The sequence below is a fragment of the Crateriforma spongiae genome, from assembly GCF_012290005.1.
GTDB lineage: Bacteria > Planctomycetota > Planctomycetia > Pirellulales > Pirellulaceae > Crateriforma > Crateriforma spongiae.
In genome coordinates this window covers 1-19,987 of the sequence record NZ_JAAXMS010000012.1, presented here as the reverse complement: position 1 = coordinate 19,987, position 19,987 = coordinate 1, and the positions used below count along the sequence as shown (strand labels likewise).

Annotated in this window: 14 protein-coding genes; 7 read left to right on the top strand and 7 right to left on the bottom strand. The window is 57.8% G+C overall.

What is annotated here, in order from left to right; all coding sequences use genetic code 11:
- Nucleotides 1-27: 27 nt before the first annotated feature.
- Together HFP54_RS23610 and HFP54_RS23605 are read right to left on the bottom strand one after the other, a co-directional pair.
- The gene (locus tag HFP54_RS23610; protein WP_235952279.1) at nt 28-1,470 is read right to left on the bottom strand and encodes a DUF1501 domain-containing protein; all 1,443 of its coding nucleotides are present in this window, start codon (nt 1,468-1,470) and stop codon (nt 28-30) included.
- The gene (locus tag HFP54_RS23605) at nt 1,467-4,601 is read right to left on the bottom strand and encodes a PSD1 and planctomycete cytochrome C domain-containing protein (protein WP_235952277.1); all 3,135 of its coding nucleotides are present in this window, start codon (nt 4,599-4,601) and stop codon (nt 1,467-1,469) included. The genes HFP54_RS23610 and HFP54_RS23605 overlap by 4 nt, the downstream gene beginning before the upstream one ends.
- A 262-nt stretch (nt 4,602-4,863) precedes the next feature.
- Here HFP54_RS23605 and HFP54_RS23600 point away from each other — a divergent pair, with 262 nt between their 5' ends.
- Nucleotides 4,864-5,625, top strand: coding sequence for an AraC family transcriptional regulator (locus HFP54_RS23600; RefSeq protein WP_168567052.1), 762 nt, complete (start codon nt 4,864-4,866; stop codon nt 5,623-5,625).
- 173 nt (nt 5,626-5,798) lie between these two features.
- A complete protein-coding gene (locus HFP54_RS23595) occupies nt 5,799-7,091 on the top strand; it encodes a lipopolysaccharide biosynthesis protein (protein WP_168567051.1) in 1,293 nt (430 codons plus the stop codon).
- Nucleotides 7,092-7,120: 29 nt separating this feature from the next.
- Here the strand turns inward: HFP54_RS23595 and HFP54_RS23590 are convergent, their stop codons facing one another.
- Nucleotides 7,121-7,969: a dienelactone hydrolase family protein gene (locus HFP54_RS23590; RefSeq protein WP_168567050.1), complete on the bottom strand. Its 849-nt coding sequence runs from the start codon at nt 7,967-7,969 to the stop codon at nt 7,121-7,123.
- Between the two features lie 306 nt (nt 7,970-8,275).
- On the opposite strand from HFP54_RS23590, the gene HFP54_RS23585 reads away from it, so the two are divergent.
- Complete coding sequence (locus HFP54_RS23585; protein ID WP_315853971.1) at nt 8,276-9,808, top strand: sulfatase family protein; 1,533 nt, start codon at nt 8,276-8,278, stop codon at nt 9,806-9,808.
- Between the two features lie 80 nt (nt 9,809-9,888).
- On the opposite strand, the gene HFP54_RS23580 is transcribed toward HFP54_RS23585, so the two are convergent.
- Together HFP54_RS23580 and katG are read right to left on the bottom strand one after the other, a co-directional pair.
- Nucleotides 9,889-11,262: an NAD-dependent succinate-semialdehyde dehydrogenase gene (locus tag HFP54_RS23580; RefSeq protein WP_168567049.1), complete on the bottom strand. Its 1,374-nt coding sequence runs from the start codon at nt 11,260-11,262 to the stop codon at nt 9,889-9,891.
- 234 nt (nt 11,263-11,496) lie between these two features.
- Entirely contained in the window at nt 11,497-13,851 is a 2,355-nt protein-coding gene (katG, locus tag HFP54_RS23575) for a catalase/peroxidase HPI (RefSeq protein ID WP_390658250.1), read from the bottom strand.
- A 336-nt stretch (nt 13,852-14,187) separates the two neighbouring features.
- On the opposite strand from katG, the gene HFP54_RS23570 reads away from it, so the two are divergent.
- On the top strand, nt 14,188-15,087 hold the full coding sequence (locus HFP54_RS23570) for a LysR family transcriptional regulator (RefSeq protein ID WP_168567048.1): 900 nt from the start codon (nt 14,188-14,190) through the stop codon (nt 15,085-15,087).
- Nucleotides 15,088-15,260: 173 nt separating this feature from the next.
- On the opposite strand, the gene HFP54_RS23565 is transcribed toward HFP54_RS23570, so the two are convergent.
- Complete coding sequence (locus HFP54_RS23565; RefSeq protein ID WP_206036368.1) at nt 15,261-15,533, bottom strand: hypothetical protein; 273 nt, start codon at nt 15,531-15,533, stop codon at nt 15,261-15,263.
- Nucleotides 15,534-16,214: 681 nt separating this feature from the next.
- Between HFP54_RS23565 and HFP54_RS23560 the strand changes: the two genes are divergently transcribed.
- The 3 genes from HFP54_RS23560 to HFP54_RS23550 all read left to right on the top strand — a co-directional run bounded on the left by HFP54_RS23560 (nt 16,215) and on the right by HFP54_RS23550 (nt 18,940).
- The gene (locus HFP54_RS23560) at nt 16,215-16,988 is read left to right on the top strand and encodes a choice-of-anchor M domain-containing protein (protein ID WP_168567046.1); all 774 of its coding nucleotides are present in this window, start codon (nt 16,215-16,217) and stop codon (nt 16,986-16,988) included.
- 343 nt (nt 16,989-17,331) lie between these two features.
- Nucleotides 17,332-18,465, top strand: coding sequence for a DUF1559 domain-containing protein (locus HFP54_RS23555; RefSeq protein ID WP_168567138.1), 1,134 nt, complete (start codon nt 17,332-17,334; stop codon nt 18,463-18,465).
- Nucleotides 18,466-18,511: 46 nt separating this feature from the next.
- Nucleotides 18,512-18,940, top strand: coding sequence for a hypothetical protein (locus HFP54_RS23550; RefSeq protein WP_168567045.1), 429 nt, complete (start codon nt 18,512-18,514; stop codon nt 18,938-18,940).
- A 12-nt stretch (nt 18,941-18,952) separates the two neighbouring features.
- Here HFP54_RS23550 and HFP54_RS23545 read toward each other — a convergent pair whose 3' ends face one another.
- Nucleotides 18,953-19,774, bottom strand: coding sequence for an alpha/beta hydrolase fold domain-containing protein (locus HFP54_RS23545; RefSeq protein WP_315853969.1), 822 nt, complete (start codon nt 19,772-19,774; stop codon nt 18,953-18,955).
- Between the last annotated feature and the right edge of the window lie 213 nt (nt 19,775-19,987).

The window sequence follows — 19,987 nt, the reverse complement described above, 5'->3', positions numbered from 1 at the left end:
AGGCGGCGGCGCAGATTCCCCCCGGATCTAAACCAGAATGTCTTTGACCACTCGGGACGGTTCGACTCCGGTCAGCTTGAAATCCAGGCCCTGGAATCGATGCGTGAAACGCTGGTGGTCGATGCCCAGCAAGTGCAATGCGGTGGCGTGCAGGTCGCGGACATGAACGGGATTTTCGACCACGTTGTAGCTGAAGTCATCGGTCGCACCGTGACTGATTCCCGGACGCACGCCGCCACCCGCCATCCAAATGGTGAAACATCGCGGATGGTGATCTCGCCCGGCTTCGGGCGAATCCCATTGGCCCTGACCGGCGACGCCACGTCCGAATTCACCACCCCAGATCACCAGGGTGTCGTCCAGCAACCCACGCCGTTTCAGGTCCTTGATCAACGCCGCGCTGGGTTGGTCGGTGTCGACGCAACGCGACACACACCACGACCGCAGTCGTGAATGATGATCCCAGTCGGGGTGGAACAACTGAATGAAGCGAACGTCGCGTTCGGCCAGCCGTCGCGCCAGAATGCAGTTGGCGGCATAACTGCCAGGTCGTCGCGAATCGGGGCCATAAAGTTCAAACGTTGAATCGGGTTCGTCCGACAAGTCGGTCAATTCGGGCACGCTGGCTTGCATCCGAAACGCCATCTCGTACTGCTGGATCCGTGTTTCGATTTCCGGATCCAATGTTTCGGCATGATGTTTCCGGTTTAAGTCACCCATCGCGTCCAACATTTCACGACGTAGCGAACGCGGCATGCCGTCGGGGTCGTTCAAGTACAGCACTGGGTCTTTCGCACTGCGAAGCTTCACGCCCTGGTGACGCGAGGGCAGAAAACCGCTGCCCCAATAATGGTTGTACAGCGGTTGATCGCTGCCGCGTTTCATACGCGAGATCAAGACGACGTAGTCGGGCAGGTTACGGTTGACGCTGCCCAGCCCATAGCTGGCCCAGCAACCAAAGCTTGGTCGTCCGGGTAACTGGTGCCCGGTCAAAAACTTGGTCATCGCCGGCGCGTGATTGATCTGATCGGTCACCATGGATTTGACCAAGCAAATCTCGTCGGCAATCGTCCCGAGATGCGGCAACCATTCGCCCAACAGTGTTCCCGATTCGCCGTGCCGATGGAACTTGGTGATCGGCGGCATGATCAACTGGGGCTTGCCTTTGGTCATGCCGGTCAAACGCTGGCCTTGGCGAACGCTGTCGGGAAGCTTGGTCCCGGCCAGTTTGGCCAAGTCGGGTTTGTAGTCGAACAACTCAATCTGGGACGGACCGCCCGATTGCGTCAAGAAAATCACCCGGTTGGCTTTGGGCGCGAAATGGGGCAGTGCCGATTTCAGTTCGGACGCGGCGGCCTGATCGCCCAGCATCGCCCCGGCGGCCAGGGCGCCGAAATTAAAGCCGGCCTGTTGCAAGAAACTGCGGCGGCCCAATTGGTTCCAGTGATGGTTCATCTCGGTTCGCCTCATTCGCGTGTCATCGCTTCATCAAGATTCAGAATTAAACTAGCCACGGTCATCCAGGCTGCCGTGGATGCGGCCGAATCGGAACGCGGCGGCGGTTGTTGCCCGACCGTGCAGAATGCGATCGCTTGGTCGGTGTGCTGAAGATAGTGGTCCCTGGTGGAATGCCATAATTCGACCAATGCAGCGGTTTCGCCGGCGTCGAAGCGACGGGACAGCACGGCACTCGCCATCCGCTGGACGTCCTGCTTGGGGTCTCCGGTGTAACGGCCTGACTTATTTTCTGCGACGATCTGATCCGCCATCTCTCGCGAAGCTTCCAACATTGTGGTGTCGTTCATCAGCGTTAACGCCTGCAGTGGCGTGTTGGTCCGACGGACCCCCACTTCGCAGACGCGTCGCTGGGCACTGTCGAATAGGAACGTCGGCGCGCTACTACGTCGCCAAAACGCATAGATCGTGCGCCGATACTGTGCCGGTCCCAAGCTGTGTTGATAATCGAATCGCCCCATGGTGATTTCTGCCCAGACGCCGTCCGGTTGATACGGCATCACCGGAGGCCCGCCGACGGTCGTGTTTAAGAGCTTGGCGACATGCAACGCGTTGTCGCGGATCATCCACGCCGGCAATCGGTATCGCGAAGCTCTTGAAAGCAACCGGTTTTCCGGATCTTCGGCCAATTGTTCCGGTGACACGACGCTGCTTTGTCGATAGGTGTCGCTGGTGGCGATCAGACGCAAAATGTGCTGGACATTCCAATCGCTTTCAATCAATTCCACCGCCAAGTAATCCAGCAAACGATCGTGCGTGGGACGTTCGCCTTGCAAGCCAAAGTCTTCTGGGGTTCGCACCAGTCCCGCGCCGAACATGATTTGCCACAGATGGTTGACCACGACCCGGGGCGTCAGCGGATTTTCGGGATCGACGATCCAGCGAGCCAAGTCCAATCGGTCCTGGATCGCGTCGGCCGGGCGCGGCAACACGCTGGGCAATATGGCGGGCTGGACGATGTCGCCTTTGGCATCCCAGACGCCACGCACCAAGACGTGCGTATCGCGTGGTTCGTCGCGTTGCCGCAGCACCATGACCTTTCGCGGTTTGGCTTGATTCTTCAGTTCCGCCAATTGCGATCGAGCCGTCTGTAATCGCTGCAGCACCGTCTGGTAGTCCGTGTCGCCCAACAGAAATTGTTGTCTCAATCGGTCGCGAAGTTCGTCGGTGATCTCGTCACCGGCAGAAACGGTGCGGTGCAGGTGTGCGATCGGTGAATCACCGTCGGTACGTCGCACCGTTTCACCACGTTCGGACGCCAAGGCGATTCGGAAACGACCAATGTTGGCATCGCCGTGGGTGGAACGTTGACGCAGCACGACGACGAACTGGTCGCCGGGTTGGACGATCCAAGGTTGGGTCAATTCATAGACCCCGACATGCGGTGTGACCGTCTTTGCGCCTTCGGTGGTCCAACCGTCGCGTGCATCATCGTTCAGCGTTTCGGCGATGTTCGCATAGCGGCGATCCCATTTGCTTTTGCGATCCTTGTCGGGCTCGAAATCGGCAACGGCACCTGCCAGTTCCAATTGCGATTCAGCGGGACTGTTATTTCGGCGGCCGAGGGCCAACACGCTGGTCAACGTGAATTCGCCGTTTCCGGTCCGTGTGAAGCGTCCGTCGACATGGGACTGGTGCGGAAAGATCTCCACACGAAATCCGGTGACCATGGGCATGTCATCGGGGACCTGAATGATGACGCGATAGTCGTCCTGTTCCGGCGTGGGACCATGGGTTTGGACCGTGTGGTCCGGTTCGACCTGAAACCGTGTGCCTTCGCTACTTTGGACTTGTGGGCGGACATCCCACCAGGCTGGTGACGGTGGTGTGGAATCCGATGACAGTAGTTCCAGGTGTGATTCGAACCGCTCGTCGGCATCGGCCAAGGCGGTGTTGTGTTCGTCTTCGCATTGTTGGACGAAATCCGCCAGCTGTTCGACTGATGATTGCACATCGGGGGACGTGTAATCCAAATAGGGTTTCGCCGACATGCCCGCTTTGCCGTCTTCGTCGATGCTGTCGAAGAACGCGGCCATTGCGTAATAGTCGTGTTGTGATATCGGATCGAACTTGTGGCTGTGACACTGCACACAGCCCAGCGTTAAACCCAACCACACGGTGCCCGTCGTGTTCACCCGGTCGATGACATAGTCGACGCGTGATTCTTCCGGATCGCGTCCGCCTTCGCCGTTGGTCATGTGGTTGCGGTGAAAACACGTCGCCAAGCGTTGTTCGTCGGTCGCGTCGGGTAATAAATCGCCGGCGAATTGTTCGATGGTGAAGTCCTTGAAGGAACGGTTGCGTTGGAACTGTCGGATCACCCAGTCACGCCAAGGCCAATTTTGGCGAGTCGCATCTTGCTGATAGCCATCGGAATCGGAATAGCGCGCGGCATCCAGCCACCACATGGCCATCCGTTCGGCATAGGCGGGAGAAGCGAAGATACGGTCCAAGGCTTCGTTCCAAGCCGCATCGGTCTCCGACTGTGACTGTGACGCATCGACCAACGCCCGGACCTCGTCGTTGCTTGGGGCCAATCCGGTCAAGTCGAACGACAAACGACGAAGCTGTGTTCGTGCCGAAGCCGGTTGGCTGAGCGTCCAGCCCATCGGTTGCAACTTGTCGATCACAAAGGCATCGACGGGATGATCCGCGTGCGGGGGCACCCGGGGGCGGATGATCGGTTCAAAGGACCAGTGTTTGCCCCATTTCGCACCTTGCATGATCCAATCGCGGATCGAGTCGCGTTCCGATGCGGTCAAAGGTTTCCGGTGCGAATCCGCCGGTGGCATGCGGATGGATTCGTCGTCGGTGGTGATGCGGAGCCAGATTTCGCTGGCCTCCAAATCGCCGGCGGCGATTGCTGAATAACCGCCACGGTCTTCTTTCGCGGCGTCTTCGATGTCCAGACGCAAGTCGGCTTCGCGATTCGATTCGTCTGGACCGTGACAATGAAAACATCGATCCGACAAGACCGGCAACACGTCTCGCGAAAATCGTATGTCGTCGGCCGATGCGAAACTGGCAAAAGTCACCACACAAACAAACCACAACCAACAGAACGGTTGTCCTGCGATGATTCGCATTCTTTTGTTTCGCTGACGGGGTGGCCGGCGGTTGTCTGCGTTTTGCACCGACATTGCCGATCGCTGTTGGGACAACGGCCGATCGGCGACGGTAAAGGATGGATCCCGATACGTCATGGATCTCGCTTGGATCAGATTGGGGGAAGCGGGGGGGATCGGTGGGGCCGGACGCGGAAGGTGCCAAGACCTTGGTCGATTCAGTGTAGGCCAATGAGGCAGCGGTTTCTTGGACAGTGGACGGTCGAAATGGTACGTTTTGACCATGAGTCAACCGGTGCCCCAATCGATTCAGGATGCATTTTTCAGCCGTCATCCTTTGGCCGAGTCGGTGATTCGCTTGTTCGATTGTCTGCCGCACACCTATTTCTATGCCAAGGATCGCGACAGCCGGTTTGTCAAAGTCAACCAACAGTTTTTGGAAAATCACGGCTTTGCCGATGAATCCGAAGCGATCGGCAAGACGGATCGCGACCTGCATCCCCCTGTGATGGCCGAGGCGTACATCGCCGAAGATCGTCGGGTGATGAAGTCGGCCCAGCCGATGCCGGGACAGGTCTGGCTGGTGTTGCACCGTCGCCGAGTCCCGCGATGGTACGTGTCGACCAAGACCCCGTTGATGGATCCGGAAGGTCAGGTGATCGGGTTGGCCGGATCGATGTACCGCATCGAGCGCGACAGCGAACTGTCGGGTTATCTGCAAGAACTGTTACCGTGCGCACGGTACATCGAACGTCACTATGCCGAACCCATTTCGATGGCGTCCATGGCGGAGATGACGGGCCTTTCGACGACTCATTTCAATCGCCGGTTTCGCCAACTGTTGCACATGACGCCGAACGACTATTTGAGGTCCGTCCGAATCCAGACGGCGCAGCAATTATTGACGACGACCTCGCTGACGCTGGCGCAAATTGCGGTCGACGTCGGCTATACCGACCAGAGTCATTTGACCAAGCGTTTTCGACAAGCCACCGGGATGACCCCCGCGGCCTATCGAAAGCGGTTTGTGCGACGGTTGGATTGATGGGGCACCGTCATGTCATGGCGCACCGACCGCCAATGCGGACCGTCGATTGGCACGGTCGTGCTAATGGCTGTTGCTGAAATTGCTGTTTTGTCCCCGTCTTTGGTGCGAACCGACACCGATTTTTTCGTTGCGTCTGGCAATGTTCGCCGCGCTGGAACATAGTCCTAAGCATGGCGAATTCTCCCACAGACCGTACCGTTGAGATCGACGACGGGTTGCTGCGCGCCAACATCTTGTTGGTGCTGACCGTCGTCGGTTCTGTCTTGGGATTCGCCACGTCCGTGTTTGCCGCACGTCTGTTGGGCACCGATGAATTCGAAGACTATGCGGTGGCCGTCGCAACCTTGGGCTTGCTGACAACGATTTCCGAAGCCGGGGTCGGCAAGTACGCGATGAAGGTTTTGCCCAGGTACCGGTTGAAGAAGCGGTGGGGACGGCTGTTAGGATATTACCGCTACAGCGCCGTGTCAGTGTTGTTGATCAGTGTGGCGTTGGCCGCGGTGATGCTGATCGGCCAATGGCGCAAAGACGGACCGTTCACCAGTCACCCCGCGGCGATCGCCGCACTGTTTTTGCCGTTGACCGCGCTCAGTGGTGTCGGCATTGATCTGTTGATGGCCAATCGGATGTCCGTTTTTGGCAGCCTGGTTTCGCGGTTTCTAATTCCCGGTTCCAGCCTAGCTGTCTTATTCTATTTCTGGACACGCGGCGAAACACTCAACTCCATGCAGGGTGTCGCCATCTATGGTCTCGGTTCCGTCCTGGGGGCGATTCTGTGTTGGGGCGTGTTGATCGGAATCACCGATTCCACGATTCGGCAAAGCAAGCCCGTTTATCGAACCGGGGTTTGGATGAGCCAAGGGTTTTACTTTGCAGTTTCAGGCTTTTTGGGAGCCTCACTGTTCCGGTTGCCCATCATCGCTATGGAGATGCTGCCGATTGCTGAGACCCAGGTTGCCTATTTCGCCGCCGCATCGGAGATTGGGTTGCAAGTCCTGTTGTTGTCCAAGTCCACCGACAAGCTTTACCAGCCACAGATGTCGGTTCTGGTGCATCAGCGTGATATCGATCGTGCCCGACAGTTGAGCTGGAAACGGCATCTGTTCATCGGATCCCTGTGTGCGATCTTCATGACGGTGGTGATCGTGTTCGGACGTTGGATCTTGCGACTGTATGGCGACGCCTATGTCGCCGGCTATCCAGCGTTGTGTTTGGTTTCGGCCGGCGGCTGCGTCACCGCGTATTGGTCACTCGCACCCGCCTATCTGCGGTTTGTGAACTTCAACCGATTTGTGATCGCTTGTGAAGCCGTTGCGGCGATCGCCTTGCTGGGGCTGACCGCCGTGTTGGCTCCCGTGGCGGGCGCGACCGGTACCGCGGCTGCATTCTTGGTCGTGATCAGCGCCCTGACGATCTTCTTCGCGATCACCGCATCGCGTCACCTGTATCATCCGGCCAAATGACATTGAATCATTTGCCGGCGACCGTGGGGTCACGCCAAGGTTTCTTTGAACAACGCCAGCATACGGCTCCAAGCCTTTTCGGCTTGTTCCGGGTTGTGGACGCGAGTGTCGGGCGGGCACCAACCGTGGCCGGCGGGATAGACTTCGATCTCGGCCTTTAGGTCGGCCTGAGCGAACGATTCTTTCAAGACGTTTTTGGCTTCCGGATCACGCTGGTCGTCGTTTTCGGCCACCGCGATCAAGAACTGTGCCTCCATCTCGGGGATCAGCAAATGGGGGCTGTCCGGTGAATCGGAAACCAGCCCGCCGCCGTGGAACGTTGCCGCGGCACCGACGCGATCGGGAACCGCCGCGGCCGTGCGAAAGACGATCGGGCCACCCATGCAATAGCCCGTGGTGCCGACCTTTTTGGATGTGTCGACCTGTGCCTGCTGATCCAACCAAGCAACGAATGCTTTGGCATCGGTCGTGTGAGTTTCGGGTGACAACGTGCGAGCAAGCGAACGGACATCGTTGATCGGCGTGCTGGCACCTTTGGCGGCGGTCGGTGCTTTCTGTTTTCGATAGAACGGGTTGACCACCAAAACGCTGTAACCTGATTCGGCCAAGCGTTTGCCCATCTGTCGAAACGCGGGCCGCAAACCGAAGATGTCGGGCCAGATCAGAACGGCGGCGTGAGCCCCTGATGCCGGCGTGACGTAGTACGCGTCACAGACACCGTCGGGAGTTTCGATGGTGACGTCTTGATCGCTGACGTCCACCGCGTTGGCTGCCCTGGGCAACATCATCGCCGCTCCCATCCCGGCGGCGGCCAAAGCGCCAATGTCACGACGGGAGTACTTCTTCAGGTCTTCTTCGTAGGTTTTGGGATCGCACATATCGGGCTCCGAATAATCGCGGATGGGATGTTCCGATCGGCAACGAGCACAGGGCGATCGCGTGGCAAAATTGTGCCGACTTGGGCCGAGTGTCGAAGGACCGGGGTGCGGCACATTGTAGCAGTGCGTGCTTTGGCATAGATCGATCACCCAAGACCGCTGGACGTCGGCGACCGGCGTGATGGCTGTCGATGAGCGAAAACTTGTTTATTGTAGACATCCGAGGCGTGTCTTTTTCTGGCCGCCGATGGACCGTTCCCACCGAACTGTCCGCCCCGCGTCTGTTTCGCATGAGAGAATCGAATCGTGAACCGTTTCTTACTGATTCCGTTGTTGATCACATTGGCCGTTGCCGATGGCTGGGCCGACAGCACATCGCCCAATATCGTCGTCATCATGGCAGACGATTTGGGCCTGGGAGACGTCGGCTTTCACGCGCGGAAGTTTCGCAATCAGGATCCGATCGTCGACACACCCAACATCGATGCGCTGGCCGAGCATGGCTTGTGGTTCACCGACGGACACTCCGCGACGGCGCTTTGTGCACCGACACGTTACAGCGTGATGAGCGGGAAGAATGGTTACCGATCCTACGCGCCCTGGGGCGTCTGGAGCACGTTCGCACCGTCCGCTCTGATCAAAGGCGAAGCCACCTTGGGCAGTGTGGTGCAAGACGCCGGTTATCGGACCGGGTTTGTCGGCAAGTGGCATCTTGGAGGTGACTTTCTGATTCCCGGATCAGACCAGATCTATCGCGGACCAAAGAATGGCGATCTGACCGGCAAAGTCGACATGTCAAAGATGGTCGGTGGTGGCCCTCGCGACATGGGATTTGATTATGACTTCACCGTTCCCTGCGGAATTCAAGGACCGATCTATACGGTTTATGAGAACCAGACTTGGTTCCCCCTGGGCGACGATTCGGAAATCATTTTCTTCAACGAACAAACGGCAAAGCATCCGCAAGACGTTTCGGACAAGGGACCGGGGCTGGGAGATTCGAATTGGGATGCCAGTCAGCTGGGCAAGCTTGTTTCGCAAAAGGCCAGTAACTTCATTCGCAGTGCGGCAACGAACGACCAGCCTTTCTTTTTGTACTTCTGCACTCACGCGGTTCACCTGCCACACCGTCCACCGGCCGAGTTTGACGGCAAACCGATCAAGGGAACCACGCCGTCGAATCACCTGGACATGGTGGCGGAACTGGACATGCAGATCAAACGCATCGTCGATGCGCTGAAGTCCACCGACACGTATGACAACACGTTGATTGTTCTGATGTCTGACAATGGCGGCTTGACCGACGGGAAAGCGGCCAAGCACGGCTATGCACCCGGCGGCGGATGGAACGGCAGCAAGAATTCACCCTTGGAAGGCGGCCACCGAGTTCCTTTCATCGCCGTTTGGCCGTCACAAATCGAAGCGGGCGTTTGTGACGAATTGGTGGTCAACCAGGACTTGGTGGCAACGCTTGCCGCCTTGGTCGGTACCGAGATTCCTGTGGGTCAGGCGCCCGATTCGAATAACTTCTTGCCACTGTTGACTGGTGAAGGCGAATTTCAACCGCGCCCGTATTTCGTTCAACAGGCCGGATCAAGGAATGAGGTTATGTTCCGAAGGATGCCTTGGAAATTGATCATCCAAAGCAATCACAAGCGCACCTTGTTCGAACCCAAAAGCTTGTACAACTTGATGGATGATCCGACCGAGAGTCATAACTTGGTCGACCAATCCGAATACCGGGCCACCGTGGACCAGTTGCTGAAGGATTACCGCCAGATTGTTGATTCCGGGCAACCCACCGCACCCAGTCGCCAAGCTTTGCCGGTGAAGCCGTAGCGACGGTCGCGACAAACCAAACGTCACCAACCGGTGCGTCGGTGGTGACGTTCGACGACCCGGGATGGTCGTGGCAGTGATCATGACTGTGGGCCCAGGTGGATCAACTTCTTGTTGACGAATTCCAAGATTCCCAGGTGCGAAAGTTCGCGGCCGTAGCCGGAATTTTTGATCCCGCCGAACGGCAATTCGGCCTGCGATTTTGTCGGCTGGTTGATGAACATCATGCCGGTATGGACACGGCGGGCGATGCGCTCGGCACGTTCACGGTCGGTGGAATACACGCTGCCGCCCAGGCCGTAGGACGAACGGTTCGCCAGTTCGACGGCGGCGTCTTCATCGTCCACCACATAAACGGTCGCGACCGGACCAAACAATTCTTGATCGAAGGTCGGGTTGTCTGGTGTGACATCAGTCAAAATGGTCGGATTGAAATAGGCACCTTCGCGGTCAGGGCGATCACCGCCCAACACGACGGTGGCGCCGGCATCAATCGACGATTGGACTTGTTCTTGCAGTTTGACCGCCGCGCTTTCGCTGGACAGCGGTGCCAACGTGGTTTCTTCGTCCATGGGATCGCCCAACTGCAGCGACGACATCGCCTGTTTGAACCGTTTCATGAACTCATCGGCGATGTCGCTGACAACAATGAAACGCTTGCTGGCGACGCAGGACTGGCCCGCGTTGACGGTGCGACCTTGGACAGCCTTTTCCACGACGTCATCCAGGTCCGCGTCTTCCAGAACGATGAACGGGTCGTTGCCGCCGAGTTCCAAAACGCTGCGTTTCAGGTTCTTTCCGGCCAAAGCCGCGACAGCGCGTCCGGCCGGTTCGCTGCCGGTCAACGAAACGCCTTGGACCCGAGAATCTGAAACGATGACTTCAACGAACTCTGACGGGATGAACAGGTTCTGGTACACGCCACCGGGAAGACCACATTCTTTGTACAAGTCTTCGATCGTGCTGGCGCACTGGGGGACGTTGCTGGCGTGTTTCAGCAAGATCGTATTGCCCGCCATGATGTTGGGCGTCGCGAATCGAACGACCTGATAGAACGGGAAATTCCACGGCATCACCCCCAGCAAAACGCCCAGTGGTTCATGACGCAGGTACGCATCGGCGTCGTCTTGATTCATGCTCTGGTCGGCCAAGAATTCTTCGGCGCCGTTGGCATAGTACTCGGCGATATTGGCGCAGTATTCGATCTCATACTGGCTCTCGGAGATGCGTTTTCCCATGTCCAGCGTGATGATCCGCGCGTATTCGTCGGCATCGTCGCGCAGGAGCTTGGCGAATTTCAGCATGCATTTCTTGCGCTGCTCGAACGTCGTTTTTTGCCAAGTCTGAAATGCTTCATGGGCTTTGTTCACCGCGTCGGTCACATCGTCTTTATGAAGCGCCTCGAACTGGCGAATGGTTTCGTTTGTTGCGGGATTGACGCTGGTGATAGTCATGTTTGGCAAACCGGGGTTGGAAGGAAGTTCGATCGGGTTCGTTCCGCCAACCGTGCAAACGCGACGCCAAAGTTCCGGATGACCGTGGATATTTCTGTCGACCAGCCAGGGGGATCCGACCACCGCTGGCACAAGAAAAACGTCTTGTCTGCACGGAACGGCAGACAAGACGCTTGGCGAGAGTCTTAGACAGGCGGACAGTCGTTGGTATTGCGACGTCGTGATTATGCCGACTTACTTGGCAACGACTTGCGCTGCCGGCGCGGCCTTGCCGTGCTTCACGTCAAACCGGTCCAAGTTCATGACCTTGTCCCAGGCGGCGACGAAGTCTTGGACGAACTTCTCCTGGGCATCATCACTGGCATAGACCTCGGCGATGCTGCGAAGCTGAGAATTGGATCCGAACACCAAGTCGACTCGGCTGGCGGTCCACTTCAGTTCTCCGGTCGACCGATCACGGCCTTCGAAGAAGTGTTCACACATCGGCGATTTTTCCCATGTGGTGTTCATATCCAGCAAGTTCACAAAGAAGTCGTTGGTCAACACACCGGGGCGACTGGTCAATTTGCCCAGATCCGCCAACGGTCCGGATCCCGCGTTCGTTCCGAGCGCACGCATGCCGCCGACCAAGACCGCCATTTCCGGTGCGGTCAACGAAAGCAAGTTGGCTTTGTCGACCAGCAATTCTTCGGCCGGTCGATCGGCGTTGTGTGCTTGGTAATTCCGAAAACCATCGGCGACCGGTTTCAGATACTCGAATGATTCCACATCGGTCATCTCTTGGGTCGCATCGGTTCGTCCCGGAGTGAAAGGAACCGTGATGTCCACGCCGGCTTTTGCTGCGGCCTGTTCGACTCCCGCACAACCGGCCAACACGATCAGGTCCGCCATGGACACTTGCTTGCCGTCATTGCGTGAACCGTTGAACTGTTTCTGGATGCCTTCCAGCTTTTGCAGGATCCCCGCCAGCTTCGCCGGATTGTTGACCTCCCAATCCTTTTGCGGTGCCAAACGGATGCGTGCTCCGTTGGCCCCGCCCCGCATGTCGCTGTCGCGATAGGTCGATGCCGATGCCCAAGCGGTCGAAACCAAGTCGTTGGTCGCGATCCCCGATGCAAGGACTTGTTCTTTCAGTTGGGCGACTTCGGCCGGGCCGATCAAGTTACCCGTGGCCGTTGGCACCGGGTCTTGCCAAACCTGGGGCGGCGGAACGTCATCGCCCAACAACCGAGATGTCGGTCCCATGTCACGATGGGTCAGCTTGTACCAGGCTTTGGCGAATGCTTCTTCGAACTGTTTGGGGTTTTCGTAGAAGCGACGCGAGATCTTGTTGTATGCCGGATCCATCCGCAGGGCCAAGTCCGTCGTGAACATCATCGGCGCGTGTGCCTTTGCGGGATCATGCGCATCGGGGACGGTGTCTTGGGCGGCTTCGTCGGTCGGCGTCCACTGCCAGGCTCCCGCGGGGCTTTTGACCAGTTTCCATTCGTATTCGAACAGGTTTTCAAAGTACCCATGCGACCATTCGTTGGGCGTCGTGGTCCACGCGCCTTCCAAACCACTGGTGATCGTGTCGCCTGCGTTTCCGCTGCCATGACGGTTGATCCATCCCAGACCCTGCGCGGTCAAGTCGGCGGCCTCGGGTTCGGGGCCGACGTTGCCTTCGGGACTGGCCGCACCGTGTGCTTTGCCAAACGTGTGACCACCGGCGATCAAGGCCACGGTCTCTTCATCGTTCATGGCCATTCGTGCGAACGTATCACGAATGTCTTTGGCGGCGGCCAGGGGATCGGGCTTTCCGTTAGGGCCTTCGGGATTGACATAGATCAGCCCCATTTGCACCGCGGCCAACGGGTTTTCCAGATTGCGATCGCCTTCATAGCGTTGGTCACCCAGCCACGTGCTTTCCGGGCCCCAGTAAACATCCTTTTGCGGTTCCCAAACGTCGGTGCGTCCGCCCGCGAAGCCGAACGTTTCAAAGCCCATCGATTCCAACGCGCAGTTGCCGGTCAACACCATCAGGTCAGCCCACGAGATCTTGCGTCCATATTTTTGTTTGATCGGCCAAAGCAAACGACGTGCTTTGTCCAGGTTGGCGTTGTCCGGCCAACTGTTCAGCGGTGCGAATCGTTGGGTTCCGTCCGAAGCACCGCCGCGACCATCGGTCACCCGATAGGTCCCCGCGCTGTGCCAGGCCATGCGGATGAACAGCGGCCCGTAGTGTCCGTAATCGGCGGGCCACCAATCTTGCGAGGTCGTCATCAACGTTTTGATGTCGTTTTTGACCGCTTCCAAATCCAGCGAATTGAATTCGGCGGCATAGTCAAAGTCGTCACCCATCGGGTTACTCTTGGCCGAATTCTGGTGCAGGATGTCCAGGTTCAATTGATTGGGCCACCAATCACCATTGCTCATCGACCCGGCGATCGTGTGCCGGTTGGAGCCCGCTGACGGTCCCATCACCGGGCACTGGGCCAGGGCATCGGAACTGGCCGAGGTGTGGCTGTTCTGGGTACCTGCGTTTTGGGCTCCTGCGTTTTGGGATCCTGCGTCCTGGGCGACGGCCAAGCCCATTGGTGCCGGGATCATCAGGCCCAGGGCGATGGCCAGCGATGACGCGATGCGGCGCACGCCCGGCTTTCGGCGACGCAAACGCGGTGAAGTCCTGGCGCGGCGGCTGGCAAGACGTCGGTTTTCCTCGTGGGTTTTCATCATCAATGGATTCCTGCGGTTGGGGTGGCGAGATCAGGGGGCGACGGAGCGTCGTCTCACTAGGAATTATCGGGCTTGCCAAGGCTGCGTCCAATGCATTCTTTGTATGCCCGCAATGCGTTTGGTGCATAATGGGGCTGGCCGCAACTGTCGGACACTTGCGGCCGGTGTCTTTGACCTCGGGAACCGCGTTCAAACGGAGCCTTCCCCGCGATGGATATGGATCAACTGCGATACTTCCAGTGTGTCGCCGAGACGGGCAACTTCACCGAAGCCGCCACGCGAATGAACTTGTCGCAATCTGCGCTCAGCCGGTCGATTCAGCGATTGGAAGAAGAGTTCGGGCAACCTTTCTTCGAGCGCAAGCCTCGTTCGGTCGAACTGACCGACGCCGGCGTGTTGTTCCAGCGCAGTGCGACACAGATTCTGCGGATCGTCGAAGACACGCAGGCGGAGATCACCGACGACGGTGAAACGGGGAAGATTCGTGTCGGAGCCATACCCACGATCGCCCCGTACTTTTTGCCGGATTTGCTGAAGCAATTTTCCGATGCGTTCCCACGGTCGCACTTGATCGTCCACGAAAGCACGACCGAGGAATTGCTGAAGAAGATCAAGCAAGGTGAAATCGACATCGCGATCCTGGCCGAACCGGTCACGGAGAAATACGTCGAAGTCCGACGTTTGTTTGCAGAGGAATTGGTGTTGCTGCTGCCGCCGGGCCATCGGCTTTGTGAAAAGAAACGCATTCGGTTGTCCGACATCGAAGACGAGCCGTTTGTGATGTTGGACGAGGCACACTGCCTATCGGACAACATCACGACGTTCTGTCGTGAACAGTCGGTTTGGCCCGTGGCCGTCGAAAACGCGAATCAGCTGGCGACCGTTCAAGAACTGGTCTCGCTATCACATGGCGTGTCCATGATTCCCGAAATGGCTCGGCGGCTGGACCAGTGCGATCGCCGCGTCTATCGATCCCTTGGCAAGCCGCGGCCGTCGCGGACCATCGTCGCGGTGACCAACCCGTACCGTTTCCACAGCCGATTGTTTGCCGAGTTCCAGGCGAAGCTGTTCGGTTACAGCAAAACGCTTGCTGCTCGTCCGTCCACCTAGGGGCGGTGCGGGGGCTCGAAGGGCAACCGGTTCGCACCAACGGGGGGGCTGTCAGCGATGCGGCCAAGTTCTTCACCCATCGTTGACGGGGACTTCATTGACGAACCGGATAACCCGGTTTACCGTAGTCGGTTGAGTCTTTGGTCGGACCCTCGCAATCGTCAATTCCGTGGTTACGCGTCAGGCGAACCGTGATCTCTCTGTCCCGACTGGCTGTCTGTCACGCACTCCTCGCCGTCTTGGTGATGGGGCAGATGCCTGCATGGTGGCACGTTTCGAATTGTGATGGTCATCTTGCCGCGGTAGCGTCCGACTTTTCCGTGCCATCCGGTGGATGTTGCCACCATTGCCATGCCGCTGATGATGATGGCGCTGGTGATGATGGCGCTGGTGATGATGGCGCTGGTGATGATGGTTTGGCCGTGCATGCGGAGTCGACATCGCACGACCATTCTCCACTCGACTCTTCCCGCGATTCGTCACCCCACGACCACGATACTTGCCCGATCTGCCAGTCCTTGGCGGCTCCGGCCGGCATCGTTTCTTGGTACCCCGACATCGTCTTTGACCGTTGTGTGGTCGGTTACGTCGGGCTGTCACAGGGCCCGGTCGTCGACCCGTTGCCGCGTGATGATTGCTCCGCACGTGGGCCTCCCCGTCGCACCGTCTAATGCGTCCGACGTCTTGATCGCTGTGGCTTGCTGACCGTTCGTCAGCTGCGCGGATCTCGTCGGTGGTCTGCGCGACGTTCACGCTCGGGTCGCCATCGCTGACACGTTGATGAATCCATCTGGAATCCTCGCGTGCGCGTGCGTCGATGGTGCGACGCCCGGTCCGACCAACCTGTGTCAAACCGTTGGCGTGCGTGCCGTGGGGCATTCACTGCCAAACAACCGAATGCGGTCTGTCGTGTCCGTGGCACAAGCCCGTCCGGTTTGCATCCAGAAGACAACAACAAGATTTCACCGAGACAACGTGCCTCGGCCTGACGAATCCCGTGGTGGGCTCGTCGACCGCCGAGCCCCATTGTCGCTCACGCAAGGAACCGGCTGCCGGTGCGTGAGTGAACCCAAGGCAGCCAAAGTTTTGATTTTTTAAAAACCTATTTTGAACTTTGAAGAGACAAGATGAAGTATCTCAGGAAAAGTCTGATTCCCCTTTGCTGCCTGGGCGCTCTGTGCGTCACGGCCGGCACCGCGTCAGCAGCGACAGTTACCGATACAGCGGTCTTCACTTTTGTGGTTGGTGATGACCCTTATACGGGCACTGGCTTTGCGAACGAGTGGAACACGGGCCACGGTGATATCGGTGTTGGCTACCACGACGGCGAGTTGGAACTGCACTATCACTTTGTGGATGGTTTAAATGACTCCGCGCCAAATTCGGATTTGGAACTGGAGCCTCACGAGGCGTACATTCGTGCTGCCAGTTCAACGAGTTCCATCACTTCGGGCCCAATTTCATTCCTCGGAACGAACACAGGTGATACAATTTGGCGGCTTCCGCAAAGCAACACCGCGGGCATTCCGTTTATCGGAATAGCAGGTGAGGAGTTGACGAATCCTCCAATTACCAGTGATGTGACTCTGTCTCTTACGGGGTTTTCAGGACCTGGGCAATTCGCTATTTGGCAGGCTGACGGTGTTAATCCGCCCGATGTATTTATGTCGACCGCAATCGACGGGGTTGATCCCGCAGTTGACCAGATCACCTTCGGGGTCGGGGGGCATGATCACTTCAACTATGGGTTCACCGCGGAAGGTGTTTATGAAGTCGAGTTCACGGCTTCCGCCACCGCGGTTCCGGAGCCGGGCAGCTTTGCCGCTTTGGCAGCAGTCGGCGCTTGTGGCACCTACATCCGTCGTCGCCGCAAGGCGAAGTCGGCCGTCGCCCAAGCCTAGTGTCTGAAACTGTTCAACAGTGAATCGACAGCATTGATATGTCTCCACAGCCGCAGCCGTCTGGTCAACGACGTCCCGAACTTTTGTTCGGGATGTTGGTGTTTCTCAGCGGCGTGGCGGCGTTGGGGACAAGACGAAGCGGCTTACTAAAGGGCTGCGACCGATCTCGCGTATGAGCCGAATCCTTAAAAACTTGAGCAGTCGTTGGCGATTCCTTGTCGTTTCAGCGTCGACTCGCTTGCCGACTGGACGCGTTGGCCCGGAGTGTCGGTGATCCAAGGATTGGACGACCGAAGAACACAAAGACTAGAATCAAACGATGAATTGCGCACGGGAACTTGAGATGAAAATTGTTCGACAACGAACCCAACGGATGGCGTTCACGCTGGTGGAACTGCTGGTGGTGATCGCCATCATCGGCGTATTGGTGTCGCTGCTTTTGCCCGCGGTGCAAGCCGCTCGCGAAACCGCACGAAGCACCCAGTGCATGAACAACATGAAGCAGGTCGGGCTCGCGCTTCACAACTACCATGGCGCCCATCATTACATTCCAACCACGACCACCGGACCGGATAAATCGGACGGCGGCTGTGGAAGTGGGTTTTACAGTTGGCTTGCGATGATCCTGCCGTTTGTCGAACAGGAAACGCTGTACGACCAAATCGACTTTAGCCAGCCGCTTGCGGATCACTGCAACTACAACGTCAGCAGCGATTATCTGAATTACAGCATCGGGCCGAATCACCCCAATTCCCAGGCCGCCAAGACGATGATCGGTACCTATTTGTGTCCGTCGGATCCGGCGTCCGTTTTGCAGTATCACGATGATGGGGAAACGTTGGCCCCAGGAAGTTATGCAGGGAACGTGGGTTGGCCCAAACTTGCGTTTTGGCCCGGCAACGATGACAGCCCACTTGAGAAGCAAAACGGAGTTTTTGGATTGCTGAACCCTTCCAGTCCGGATGATTGGCAAGTGCCCCAGATTCGCTTTCGTGACATCACCGACGGCCTGTCAAACACTGCCGCAGTGGCGGAACGAAAGATTAGTTCGGTTTCCGTGGTGACGAGTCCCTGGGGTGGTAGCTATGTCGCCGGTAACACGGACGTCAACATGCAATCCTTCTGTGGTAGTTCCCATCGTGCCCGTTCACTGGAGAAGTGGATTCCTTACTGTGGTTCGGTGACTCATGGTGACCCAGCCTATATCGAAAGGCACGGCCATGCCTGGATCAGCGGGTGGACTTTTGCCGCCAATACCTACATGCACGCCATGCCGATCGGTGATCGCAATTGCCACATCTATGGTGGCGAAGGGATCGGCAGTAATCTGGTCACACCGGGCAGCCATCACGTCGGCGGCATTCACGTCTTGATGGCCGATGGCAGCGTGAATTTTCAATCCGAATCTATCGACCTGCAGACATGGTGGGCCATGGGAAGTCGCAACGGAGGCGAGATTGCAACCGACGTCGAATAGATCGTTTGCACCGCTGCATTTCGCCTGGCTTGTCGGAGCGTTTTTGTTGACGGTCGGCTGTACTGGAAGCCAACGGCATCTTCCGCAGTTGGAGCGTCTTGAACAGAAACTGTCGGTGACGATGCCGGCCGATGGCAAGGTGATCGGTGGCACCGAGCCGACCGAAGCGATGTCGATGTGGTTGATCATCAGCAAAGATCCTCTGCCGCTGCCCGAGAGTACTGATAAGCGTTCGTATCGATCCAGACGTGGCAGACGGCCCGAAGGCACCCCCGTCCCCGTTTCCGCACTTTTGAATCTGCTAGCCGCGTGTCAGGTGCCCGAGGAAGAAGTCCCCACGTTCACCGATCAACGCGGCACCGTCCACATGGGGCAGGTCGGTGACGTGCAGTTCGCTTATCGCGAAGCGAGCATCGAAGCGGGATGGCTGACGGCGGTCGAAATCCACTTGGCCGACGCGCCGTTGGATCGCTAGGAAGCCGGTCGATCAACGCAAGTGCTTGTTCAGAAACTCGGTCAGCGTCTTCCGTTGCTCGCCTGAATAGAACACCGCGCCGCCGTGCTTGGCACCGTCAAGCTTCTCGCATCGGACGCTCAAGCCTGCCTTTCGGTAGGCGTCGGCGAATCGATCCGATTGAGCAATCAGAACCGTAGTGTCGTCGGTTCCGTGGAAGATCAACAGCGGCGGATCATCTGCGCTGACATGGTGAATCGGTGATGCCAGCTTGGCGGCTTTCACTTTCTTGTCGGCCGGTCCGCCCAACAGCAGGCTGACCGGTGATCCTTTTTCGGTCGTCTTGTGCGGTTGTGTTTTGGTGCGGTGCACAAAGTCGGTGGGGCCAAAGAAGTCGACGATGGCATCGACACGCGATGACTGATCTTCGTTGCCACCGACGTTTCCTTCCAAGACTTTGACACCGCCGGTGGTGCCCAGCAACGCAGAAAGATGTCCGCCGGCACTGCTGCCAGCGACCGCGATGCGGTCGACGCTGTAGTCGTACTTGTCTGCATTCGCGCGAAGCCAGCGGACCGCGGCTTTGCAGTCGTGAATCTGGTCCGGGAACGTCCCCTTGTCGGTCAGGCGGTAGGAGATGCTGGCGACAGCGAAGCCTTCGTCGGTCAACCAGGAAACCGGGCACCGTGCTTTGCTGCCGGCACGCCATCCGCCGCCGTGAATCCATACCAACAGCGGGCTGTCAGGCTGCGGACTCAAATACAAGTCCAGCTTCAGCGAGTGCCCGTCCGGACTGGCGAATTCCAGGTCTTTGATCTTGGTTGCTTCGGCATCGGCGGCCGATGGTAGAAACACGACGCACACGATGGCAATCGTTAACAAGCATCGACAGGGTCGAAGACGGGGAAGAGCAAACGTCATGACGTGTTCCGAAGATTTCAGGCGGGAAAACGATTCGACAGGTGGGATGACCAGTGGTCGCCCACGATCATAGCCGTTGCCAAAGCGTCATGCTTGCATGAATCGGGCCACCGTCATGAACATTGAACGATAACGACATGCGTATAC